This is a genomic window from Neobacillus sp. NPDC097160, assembly GCF_044762155.1.
In the GTDB taxonomy this organism is placed as follows: Bacteria; Bacillota; Bacilli; order Bacillales; family Cytobacillaceae; genus Neobacillus.
This window is the reverse complement of record NZ_JBIWDU010000012.1, coordinates 83,481-94,082: the sequence shown is the minus strand read 5'-3', so window position 1 is coordinate 94,082 and position 10,602 is coordinate 83,481. Positions and strand designations below refer to the sequence as shown.

Genomic DNA, 10,602 nt, shown 5'->3' with positions numbered 1-10,602 from the left:
TTCTCAATCGTGATTTCAAATTTACCATCTTTATCAGCTGTTGCTTGACCAATTTCTTTACCATCTACTTTCGCAACAACCTTTGCTCCTGCTTCTGCTGTACCTTTGATGACTAGATCAGCATCGGTTACAACATTTACTACTGGTGCTGCTGGTGCTGTTGTATCTTCATTAACAGTGCCAACTAATTCTCTAGTATCTCTCACACGGATACGCTCACCTTGTGAGAAGGCACCTGAAAGACCTACAGCTTCCAATGTGTCACCCTTTTTAAGATCTGGTACAGATACACCACTTTGGTTCACAATGTATCCATCGGTAAACACAATTACATCGCCAGAACCGTCATTGATTACATAAGAGTTATCATCATACTTAGATACAACTGTTCCTTTTACCTTCACAAGCAGCCCTTGGTTAGCAGCCGAAGTTGCTTCCCCAGTCGCTACCTGCTTCGGTTGAACAGGCGTGCCTTTGCCTAGCTTGATAACGTCTTTTGTAAAGCTAGTAAACTCTAATTCTATGTTATTTTCGAACGTCTTGATGTGTCCATACACACGTAATTTATCGCCTGCTTTTAAAGATCCATCTGGAACTTCAAGGTAGGCCATAATTCCGTTCGTATCATCTTGTAGATAGAAGGCATCGAAGAATACGCCGGCACCAGTTGTTACCGTTCCTTCGACGACGACATTCGTATCATCCGCTAGTTTGCGGGCATCGGCGATTTTCATTACTTTCGTATCGCGATGAGCTAACCAGTTGACGGCATTAATCGTCATTTCGTCATTGCCTTTTGGTTCAAATGACTCGTCCATCTGTTTGTCATTGAAGATGTTCATACCGGAAACCACGATACGCCCATTTGCACCAATTTCTTCGGATGCAATTAATGGAATCGCTGAACCGCCTGTTTCATCGGATACAGCATCATAGGTGTAACCGCCTTTAATATTGCCTTGGTACGTTGTTTCATTTCCTCTTGCTAAAATTGTAACCTTACCGCCTTCTGTTAATGCCGTATTATTCGGGCCAGAAAGGCTTGTTCCCGAGTAGTAATCGACAAATGATACGCGGTCGGTAATATAGTTAGACACTAATCCTGGACGTACTCGGACAGCAAATGGGCTTACCTTTGGGTCACCCCAGAAGTTGCCGGTCTTGCTATCATCAAATACGCCATCATTACCCATCCGAATCGCTGAACCAATATCGCCGAGTAATGGATTATTAATGGTTGGGTCTGTAGTTCCATTGTTACTCTTTCCAGCCATTAATAGTGAACCGCCATTATTGATAAACTTGGTAACAGCTGTTCTTTCAGCCGCTGTCAGTGCTGTTCTTGCATGAGTTAATACTAATACTTTTACATTGCTTAATACTTCATCTGTAAGGGCAACTTTATTTTCGATTACTGTATAGCCTTCTTTTTGAAGCATAAGCGTGAAGGCTTTTAAGTTATCCTTGTACGTACCGCTGTCCCCACTTGTATTTTCATTGCCGTGCGCTGCATCAATTAACACCGTAACTCCTAGCGGTTCTTTAATTTTTACAGGCATTGTATACTTCACATCGCCAATATCAAGACCGTCGGTTGAGGTTACGACAACAATGAGCTGATGGTCGCCCTTCAATGGACTTGGCCATGTAGCTGTTGCTCCGGCAGATCCTTTTGATAAAATTGATGAGATATTATTGGTGCCGATAAAATTCTCCGGTTTCACTTCATCGTAATAGAAGTCTACCTTCAGATTTTTGATCGCTTCTTTACCATTATTGGCTACAGTCGCTGTTAATTTAGCAGGGTTGCCGCCAATAATCACGCCGCCGTCAATATCAATCCCGTTTACTTTTACATCAACTGATTCTTCTTTTGACCAGATTGGCGCTGAATAAATTCGTTCGCCATCCATTTGCGTAACCCTGACAACAAACCATTGCTGGCCGCCTGTTACGGTATACTCTGGATTCCATTCAAAGTCAGCAGTCATAGGTGAAGCCGAGGCAACGACTTTGCCGCCGTTTGAAACCAATTCTACCTTAGCTACTCTATCATCTGATTTGTAGCTTGTTGGCAGATAGTTGTAATCTGTGCTATTGCGTTTTTCTGCTACTGGATCGCTTCCTGTGATTTTAAAATTTAACTTCTTGCTATCAACAGTTGAACCCATGTAGTAGCCATTTGCTAATACATCTAACGTGAAGTTTGGATCCTCTGCCATGTAGACGCGCATATTCCGCATCGCATGCATTAACGAATCTTGTGACAAATCATCGGCAACGATAACAGTACGGGCATTTGTTTGTCCCCATGTACCATCGTGGTTGTCTTCCCCATAAGTTGGAGCGACATGCCAGCCGAGGTCTAATGCCGAGAAGAATTTGCCTTCTGCATTGGCATAACCATAGTGACCAGAACCGTTACCCACTTCTAACATTGTAAATAACTTGTCTAAGTCTTTATTGTATGGCTTGAAGTTATTAAAAGCATTCGCAGACATATCTGGGTGGTTAAATTGACCAACGATATCATCGTATGTCATTACCCATGCGTAATACTTGTTTAAGTCTTGGTATTGCTTGCCGTTAATATTTCGGTCAATGAAATTATCTGTTCCGAAGATATTGGAATGTCCCCATGTAGTTGAGGTCATTTCAAATGCCGGGAAGACAACATAATCATTATTTTTTGTATATTGCTTCGCTAAATCTTTTGTTAATTGCCATTGGTCGCCGCCTGTACGCTCCTGCATACCGCCGTGATCCACTGTATCAACACCCAATTTTTCCGGGTCGATATCATGGGAGTGGTCAGAGAATGCGAACCAATCGTAATGATGGGCTTTACCTGCTTTTAGTGCATCTTCAGGTGAACCTGCCGCATCATGTGAAATATTTGTGTGGTTATGCGTTGTTCCACGATAGTGATTTCCACCGGTAAAGCGCGGCACGACTTCAAATGTCCATTGCTTCTCAGAAGGGTTGCCTAAAACGTCTTTAGTGGCTACTTTCACTGTGTGCTTTCCTAGTGCAAGGTCTGCTGCTGGTGTATATTTTACTTGTGATTTGCTAATGACGGCAGCCGGTGCTTTAAGCTCTTGGCCATCCAGCCATAATTGTACGGTTGTTTCATCGACACCGCTTGGGTCATCGATTAAGGATGAAATTTCAGGTGTTGGACTTTCCACTTTTGTGCCATCCTGCGGTGTTTCTCCGCTGATTGTTGGTCCAAACGTATCTTCAATTAATTTAACTACATATGGAGCGGCGCTTGTTCCAGCTGACTGGACTTGAGTACCCGCTTTTGCTTCAATATAATATTCAAATCCATTTTGCGGTACATTTGCTGTTGGCAATGTGACTGTATAGCGGCCTTCACTGCCTTTAACCATTGGTAAAGCTGTAAATTCTGTCGCTCCAATCGCGCGATAATAAGCAGTTACTGACTCTGCTCCATCGGCATTGGCGGCAAATTCTACGCTTGTTCCTTTGTACACTTCTTTAATCGCTGTGTGCGTGATCGCTAGAATTGGCGAAATATCTTTTGGATCACATGGATACAATTGGTACCCGTTTGTTGCTGAAGCATTGGTTGTATACTGACCTAATACACCTGTAACGGTATAGCTTTTTCCAGTTACTAGGTCGTTATCTGGAACGATTCCTGTTGCGCCCATAACACGCAATGTGGTTGCTTTATTATTTTCGTCAACTAAGGTTACGTTCCAGTTTGGCGGCGTACTTGCTACAGCTGACACCTTACCAGTGACGGACACAAGACTTCCTTCCAGCGGCTCTGCTGTTGCATACGTATTTAAATCCATAATCGTCAGTGTTTTCGGAGCCGGAACTGGATTGCCAGCACTTATTTTTTCAATAGCTGTCGCTTCTAATTCTACTAAGCCATTGTATTGTAAAACCTTACCTGTTACTTTTACTCGATCGCCTTTAAGTGTCTTAAACGTCGTTTCTAGTGAACCATAAATGTTGATTCCTGCTGTCTCGTCTTGAATATAGTAGTTTTGCTTCTGTGTTCCAAGAATTTGGTTGTCAACAGTCGCAACCCCTTCAACTGTGAAAAACTTATTTAAGTTCACAGCTTGACCTTTATCGTCTGACTTACGAACATCAGCAATCGTTGAAGTCGTCGCTGTATCCGCTTTTGTCACGGAAACTGTAGCACTTTCAAGCATGATTCCTTTGCTGCTTGTTGTAATTTGTGTTACGTAAACGGTATCTGGAGTATTTTTAAATGTTGTTGTAAAATCTCCTGCTGTTCCCGCTGTAACGGTCGCTAATTTCTCACTAGCAATCGCTTTGTCGTTCGGATAGACATTCACGATGGCACCCGCTGCTGCAGTTGATGCACTGCCGATTAATGTGCCTGTGCCATTACTAATGCTATAGCTTAATTTATCTTTAACGACTACTGCGCTTGGTGCTGCTACGCTAATTTGAATCGCTGCACTTTCATCTAAGTCGCCTTGCTTTGCAGCAACAAATACGGATGATAATGCTTTATCAGAGGTAAAGCTAATCGAAAATGAACCATCAGCGCCGGCAGTGCCCGTTTCAAGCGCCGTCCCTTTGGATGCGTTTTCATAAACATTAACCGTTGACCCCGGTTCAGCTGCATTCGCTTGACCGACTACTTTTACATCTTTGCTGTTTTGCGTAAATTGAATGTTCGTTCCTTTTACTTGTAAGCTTGTTACTGGAACCATTGGGGTTTCCGTTGGGCTTGCAGAGTTTCTTGGGACTGGAGTTGCTGCTACAAAATCTGCTGCGTTGTCATCAGTATCCCAAGCATTCCCTTTGCCGGGAGCAGGGTTTACGTTTGCATACGGTCTACGTTGGGCACTTGTTGTATTAGATACAGCAGGTGTAGGCCCGACATTTCCTTCATACGCATCTGTTCCTGTTCCATATCCAACAAAATCAACTACATTTTGAGGTTTTGACCCTTCTAATAAAGTAGAATTTGAGACTAAAGCGACTTTACCCGCTGAACCCCCTAAATCAAGTCCACCTACTACATCAGCTTCTGGTAATGGTTTATCCTTAACAGTAGTACCAGCAACTCCTTGAATCAAAAAATAGCCGTGTGCTTTTATGGTTGTTTTTTCACCACTTATGGAAGTTAACTTCCATGTATTACCTTTAGTGCTAGCATATTGTACTGACCAATCTTTTAAATCAACATCCTGATTAGTAGGATTATAAAGCTCGATAAAATCGTTTGAATATATGGCGTCCTTGTTTCCACCACCACCATACACTTGACTAATTACCACATGGTCAGCTTGCTCCGCATGGGCTTTGCCTATTAATCCGCTTGGCAAAAATGTGCTAAGCAATAATAGCGCGGCCATGAACATACTTGTCATGCGCTTGAACTTTCGGTTGGTTAAGCTCATCCATCTACCACCCTTTTCCTCATTTATTGTTTACACGAATGTAGGTATTTCTACCTTTCGCGTAGTGATTACTATCACTCTCTCATTCTACAAAAATTTCCCGCTGAAAGATATAAATTTTTTGTAAATTATTATATAAATATTCGTAATGAAAACCCTTTCCTGTATACATCCACCCTCAAAGTGTGATTATATAAAGGAGAAATTGTTTTATACTTTCATTTGGTATATTCAGGAAATTATTTTAATATAATGTTTAGGAGGAATGTCAATATGACATTATTCAACAAATTTCGACCTAAAGTCAGACCTCTAACCTTGGTATTGTTATCTTTTTTGCTACTTGCCTTTATGACCTATCCTTCAAATGCTGCTGCTCATGCCTATAGTGCTAGTTATACAAAAATAACAATGGATAAAAAACAGACAAAAGTCGTCTTTTCGCTTGATGCTTTATCTGTTTTGGAGCTAGCCCCCAAGATTGATGCAAACAAGAACTTTATCATTGAAAAATCAGAAATCAAAAAGGAAGAACATCGAATAGAGGAATTAATCACCGAGGGTCTCACACTTGATAATGGCAACAAGGAACAGACACCGACGGTAGAAAAAATCGAGATTGTCAAAAAGGAAACGAAGGAATTTCTATCTGTTACGATGAACTTCCCGGCATTTTCTCCAGGAGACACTATTGTCTTTAATGATGGATTTTATTTCAATGATACCGGTACGAACTATGTCAACCTGATTTCGGCTTCATATATGGGCGAAACAAGTGAGGCTGTGTTACAAGGTAAGGAACGAACGTGGACGATGTTGGCAACTGAGCCTCAGCTTGAGCAAGGGCAAGAACAACCTGCCGAGAAAGATGCTAACCAAGCTCAACCTAACTCTGATAAGCCTGTTGAAAAGGCAACTTCTTCCTCGTGGTTTTCATTTTTCAAGCTTGGAACACTGCATATTTTAACAGGGTATGATCATTTACTATTCCTTTTTGCGTTACTAATAAGAAAGCAAACATTTAAACAATACGCGGCGATTGTTACCTCCTTTACACTTGCGCACAGTATTACACTTAGTTTGGCGGTTTTAGGATGGGTGTCACTTCCTTCCCGGTTTGTTGAAGCAACCATTGCTTTTAGTATTTGTTATGTCGCCTTAGAAAATATCTTCCGAAAAAAAATCAATCATCGGTGGAGTATCACTTTTATTTTTGGGTTAATTCACGGGCTGGGCTTCGCTAGTATATTAAGAGAAATGGCTATTCCAAAAAGCCATTTAGCCGTTGCACTAATTAATTTTAACCTGGGGATTGAGGCAGTCCAGCTCTTAATTGTGCTTTTATTATTACCAATCCTGGCCTATATCCAAAAGAAAAAGTCATATGGAAGGTTTGTCCAAATTGGCTCGATCATTATTACAGCATTAGGGGCATTTTGGCTGATAGAACGAATATTCTCTTAAGGAAAAAGGTATATTCACTTCTTTTTAAAGCAATTACTGTTTTAAAAAGAAGTTTTTTTTGCTTTTTTTTTAGGTTAATTGAGATAATAGCATTAAACAACAATATTTATTTAAAACGAGGGGTACAAAGATGGTAAAACAGAAAAATAAATCGCAGTATTTAGCGACTATTTCTCTTGCGGTGATGGCTTGTGGATTTCTAGCTACTTTGCCCATACGGGATACAATTTTGGGAATCATCCTGCAGGGTGGTTTTGAAGCAGGTCTTGTTGGGGGGCTTGCAGATTGGTTTGCGGTAACCGCTTTATTTCGGCACCCATTAGGAATTCCAATCCCCCATACGGCATTGCTGCCAAAGAATCGTAAAAGAATTATCGCTGGGATTATCTCAATGTTGGAAAATGATTGGCTGACGAAAGAGAGCATTCGAAAAAAAATTGATACGATTAATTTTTCCGAAAAGTTATTTTCGATAATTGACAAGGAAATACACTCACAAGCAGTTCAAAAAAATCTTATCAATCTCCTTCAACATTTGATTAAAACGATAGATACGAAGAGAATTGCTCCTGTAATTGAAAAGGAATTAAAATCACAGCTAAACAAGTTAGAGACTAAGGAATACCTTCCATTGATGATCGATCAAGTTATGGAAAGAAAATACGATGAAAAAACGCTTGATTTGATCCTAAAAGAAATTTATGAATGGGCTGAAAAGGATAGCACCAAGTATAAACTAGGCGGTTTAGCTGTTGATGCAGTGGAAAATATTAAAGCCGATGGGTTTATGCAATTCGCCTTAAAGTCATTTAGGAATCTTGTTAACGAAGAAAAATTAGGTAACATTATCCAAAACCTAATTCTAAAAGGGGTGGACAGTTTTCGGGATCCCTTTAATCAAAACAGAAAAACATTAATCATTCATATTCAAAAAAAGCTGCAATCAGTAAAAAATGATGAAAAAGTTTACGAAGAACTTAATCATCTAAAGACACAAATGATTGAAAAATGGCAGCCACAGGAACAAATTATCTCATTACTAGATCAACTGCAGCAAAAAGTGTATGATATCATCGAAGAACCAAGCTTCTTCGATGATTACATTCTCCCGGTGATCATTGGCGGGCTGGAAAATATTAAAGAAAATCCTGAAAAGGTCAATGCTTTAGAAACCTGGATTAAGCAGCAAATTTCCATTTTTGTTGATAATAATCATTCAAGGATTGGCAAGCTTGTCGAGGAAAATTTAGAAAGGCTTGATGATAAAACCCTGATCAACATGGTTGAAACGAACGTGGGTAAAGACCTGCAATGGATTCGAGTCAATGGAGCTGTTTGTGGATTCTTAATTGGTCTTGTTTTAGTTGGTATTAAAGCCCTATTATAAAATGTAAAGCCACCTTTCTAAGGCGGCTTTTTGTTAGGCAAAAATTCACTTCTTGTCTCTTAAAATTCTAAGTTCTTTTTCAGAATATTCCCTCATATTTAGTACTGTAATCACTATTTATATAATTCAAAGGGGGAAGAAAGATGGCAGTTAAGTTTATTAAAATTTCTGTTGTGTATTTTGTCATTGGTGTTTGCATCGGTATGTATATGTCAATGACAGAAAAATTTGCTTTCACACCCGTTCATGTCCATATTAATTTATTAGGCTGGATGTCAATGGCACTCGCGGGACTCATCTATGTAGGTTTTCCAGCTGCCGCTGAAACCACACTTGCAAAGGTCCATTTCTGGCTGCATAATATCTCCTTGCCCATCATGATGATTGGCCTCGCATTCCTTGTATCAGGTGTGGAAAATGCAGGTCCTGCGGTCGCTGCTGGTGGTACATTAATGGTTTTAGGCATCATTCTCTTTGCAATCAACATCTTAAAAAATGTGAAAAACTAACCTGTCCTTATTATATATTCTAGATCATTCTACTCATATGAAAAGACACCAAATTGGTGTCTCTTTTAATACCCTCTAAATACATATTGTTCTTTTGGAGCTTCAGTTGTCGACCACTTCTCGACTTTTAAGAAGGGAATATTCGTTTTAAATGGCTGATAATAAATCGTAGATATTTTCCCTTTAACTGTAACCCATTCATCATTTTTCAGCTTCGTGCCCTCTGGCATATCAACAAGCATCCCAAAGACACCGGAGTCAGCGATACAGTGGATCACACCAAATCGAAAGACAAAGAGCTGATTCTTATCAATGGTTTCCTTATCGTTGAAAACAAATCCTTTGAATTCAATTTCTTTTCCAAGAAAATCACCTGGATAATTATAAATGGTTTCCATCCCTTTTAGGTAATTTTGATCATTCAGAATCACTTTACTTTGATTAACGTATTTTTTCTTTTCTTTTTTCATTAATGCATCATAATCTTCTTTTCCATAATACACACTTGTATCCGGCCGAAGAAATTGCTGCTGCATAAACGAGTCCCCTTCTCCTTCATCATAAATAGGAAAATGGAATCCTTTTGCCTTCACTATATTGGAATCGAGAGTGGCAATGGGAAAAAATAAACCAGAAATAATCGGAAAAACAAAGATGGGGTAGACATACAACTTTTTATACCACTTGTCTTCTTTAGAATGATTGTGTCCACAATGATCGTGGTCACATCCGGCATCTTTTGACGAATCCTTATTCAGCATCAGAATTTGGACAATCGTTAACACTAGTAAAGCATAACCGGCAGTTGCTGATAGGTAAGAATATTTCATATTTATATATTTATTTATATCTCCGGTAATATGCAGGTGAAAAATTAAATACGTAAAACCAATTAAGATTAAACTTCTTATCATCGTAACAACTCCTTAAAACAGCAAAGAGTAACCAAAAACAAGTGCAAAAACGGCAGCAACAATCATAAAGACAAGGCGTTTTTTAAATGTTGCCAGCATCATCATTAAATTCTTGATATCGACCATTGGGCCAAAAACAAGAAACGCTAATAGTGAACCGGTTGAAAAAGTTGTTCTAAATGAAGAGGCGATAAACGCGTCTGCTTCCGAACATAAAGAAAGAATAAACGACAATGCCATCATGACGAAAGAGGACGATGCAGGCCCATGTCCAATAGAAACTAGCGTTGATGTTTTAACATATGTTTGCACAGCTGCAGCAATAAGAGAACCAATGACTAAATATTTTCCCATTGAGAAAAATTCTTCCACAGCATGTTCAAGTGTACGCCTAACTTTCTTCCAAAAAGTAGTCTTTTCATGATGATGATGGTGGTGATAATTTTCTTTAAAGGGATTCCCCTTATATCGGTAAGCAATAAATACCCCTGTTACAATTGCCACAATGATGGCGCCAATGCCTCGATAAATCGCCATTTTCCAGTCACTGCCGAAAGCGATATAGGTGGCAAATAATACAACTGGATTAATAATCGGAGCCGTCAGCATAAAGGCAATACCAGCTGAAATCGGTACACCTTTTGATACAAGTCGACTAACAATCGGAACAATCCCGCATTCACAAGATGGAAATAATATCCCTAAAAAGCTTGCAAAAATCACAGCAAGAACGCGATTTTTAGGCATAATTTTAGCAATCATTTCTTCGGTAACAAAAATCTGAATAATTCCCGAAATTAAAACTCCCAAAGTAACAAAAGGTAAGGCTTCAATTAGAATTGAAATAAAAATGGTATTCATCTGTAAAAAAGATTGCGGTAATGATATACCAAACATAGCAGTCCTCCTAT

Annotated in this window: 6 protein-coding genes; 3 read left to right on the top strand and 3 right to left on the bottom strand. The window is 39.5% G+C overall.

Translation table 11 applies throughout. The features are described 5' to 3' along the window. A partial coding sequence (locus ACIQXV_RS17790) for a CehA/McbA family metallohydrolase (RefSeq protein ID WP_402960619.1) occupies positions 1-5,417 on the bottom strand: 5,417 nt, incomplete at its 3' end. Between the two features lie 273 nt (positions 5,418-5,690). Here ACIQXV_RS17790 and ACIQXV_RS17785 point away from each other — a divergent pair. The 3 genes from ACIQXV_RS17785 to ACIQXV_RS17775 all read left to right on the top strand — a co-directional run bounded on the left by ACIQXV_RS17785 (position 5,691) and on the right by ACIQXV_RS17775 (position 8,777). Further along, on the top strand, positions 5,691-6,881 hold the full coding sequence (locus ACIQXV_RS17785; RefSeq protein WP_402960617.1) for a HupE/UreJ family protein: 1,191 nt from the start codon (positions 5,691-5,693) through the stop codon (positions 6,879-6,881). A gap of 130 nt (positions 6,882-7,011) precedes the next feature. Further along, positions 7,012-8,268, top strand: a complete 1,257-nt coding sequence (locus ACIQXV_RS17780; RefSeq protein ID WP_402960615.1) for a DUF445 domain-containing protein — start codon at positions 7,012-7,014, stop codon at positions 8,266-8,268. A gap of 143 nt (positions 8,269-8,411) precedes the next feature. Continuing rightward, positions 8,412-8,777 carry a cytochrome-c oxidase gene (locus ACIQXV_RS17775; protein ID WP_402960613.1) on the top strand — a complete coding sequence of 122 codons (366 nt, stop codon included), beginning with the start codon at positions 8,412-8,414 and terminating at the stop codon, positions 8,775-8,777. Between the two features lie 65 nt (positions 8,778-8,842). Here ACIQXV_RS17775 and ACIQXV_RS17770 read toward each other — a convergent pair whose 3' ends face one another. Both ACIQXV_RS17770 and ACIQXV_RS17765 read right to left on the bottom strand, forming a co-directional pair. Beyond that, positions 8,843-9,691, bottom strand: coding sequence for a TIGR03943 family putative permease subunit (locus ACIQXV_RS17770; RefSeq protein ID WP_402960611.1), 849 nt, complete (start codon positions 9,689-9,691; stop codon positions 8,843-8,845). A 12-nt stretch (positions 9,692-9,703) separates the two neighbouring features. Then, entirely contained in the window at positions 9,704-10,588 is an 885-nt protein-coding gene (locus ACIQXV_RS17765; protein ID WP_402960609.1) for a permease, read from the bottom strand. Positions 10,589-10,602: the final 14 nt, after the last annotated feature.

What these genes read in the sequence shown, in the direction of transcription:
- ACIQXV_RS17785 (WP_402960617.1), top strand. Translation starts at nt 5,691, where the DNA reads ATGACATTATTCAACAAATTTCGACCTAAAGTCAGACCTCTAACCTTG.
- ACIQXV_RS17780 (WP_402960615.1), top strand. Translation starts at nt 7,012, where the DNA reads ATGGTAAAACAGAAAAATAAATCGCAGTATTTAGCGACTATTTCTCTT.
- ACIQXV_RS17775 (WP_402960613.1), top strand. Translation starts at nt 8,412, where the DNA reads ATGGCAGTTAAGTTTATTAAAATTTCTGTTGTGTATTTTGTCATTGGT.
- ACIQXV_RS17770 (WP_402960611.1), bottom strand. Translation starts at nt 9,691, where the DNA reads ATGATAAGAAGTTTAATCTTAATTGGTTTTACGTATTTAATTTTTCAC.
- ACIQXV_RS17765 (WP_402960609.1), bottom strand. Translation starts at nt 10,588, where the DNA reads ATGTTTGGTATATCATTACCGCAATCTTTTTTACAGATGAATACCATT.